Annotated in this window: 1 protein-coding gene; it reads right to left on the reverse strand. The window is 47.0% G+C overall.

Features of this window, described 5'->3' with window-relative positions:
- Positions 1 to 618, reverse strand: a 618-nt coding sequence (locus JCM15907_RS09730; RefSeq protein ID WP_025843641.1) for a transposase, incomplete at its 3' end; no start/stop codon positions are given.
- Positions 619 to 696 lie beyond the last annotated feature (78 nt).

The raw sequence follows: 696 nt of genomic DNA on the forward strand, positions 1-696 counted from the left end.
TGCTTTTAACTCCGCCTCCCAATTCAACGCTCCCTCTGTGGGATGATTCACCACACAAAGCACCTCGCGACTACCATCTGGAAGTAGACCCAGCATCGTGTAGTAAGCCTCCTTAGAGACACTATCCTCTCGCCGAGTAAAGGCAAACGTTGCATCAATGTACACTGCCAAATAGTGAGGAGACAATTTGCGCTCTAACCACTTGTAGATCTCTGCTTTACTCGTGTTGGAGGGGAAGCTGACTTGCTGTTTACTATAGTGATGACCATAGAGGCGTTCGCACACGGCGCCAATATCTTCGCACGAAAGTCCTCGCGTATAAAGTTCATGGAAGAGGAGGGCACGTTCGCTTTCCTGATGGGAGAGGATGCCCAAAATCAGGGGCTGGAAATTCCCCGAACGAGTACGTGGAATCCGAAGCTCAAAGCTACATCCATAGCCCCGCCATCGACGGGGACGGAAACCATTGCACTGTTCGCCTTTATGCTCTTGGACAAAAAGAGAACGTTCTTGCTTGGAGAAGCTGTTCAATAATACACGAATAAGTTCGTTAATACCTGACTCCGATGATAGCATTTCCGAAATAATTGCCGACTTTTGTGATGTTGTAAGCTCCATTGTTCTTAGTTTGTTTTTTCTTGTTACCACAAAGTTAAGAGCTACGGGGCTTACACACTTTTTGAGGACAGTATCCAA

This window comes from Porphyromonas gingivicanis JCM 15907 (assembly GCF_000614585.1).
Taxonomy (GTDB): domain Bacteria; phylum Bacteroidota; class Bacteroidia; order Bacteroidales; family Porphyromonadaceae; genus Porphyromonas; species Porphyromonas gingivicanis.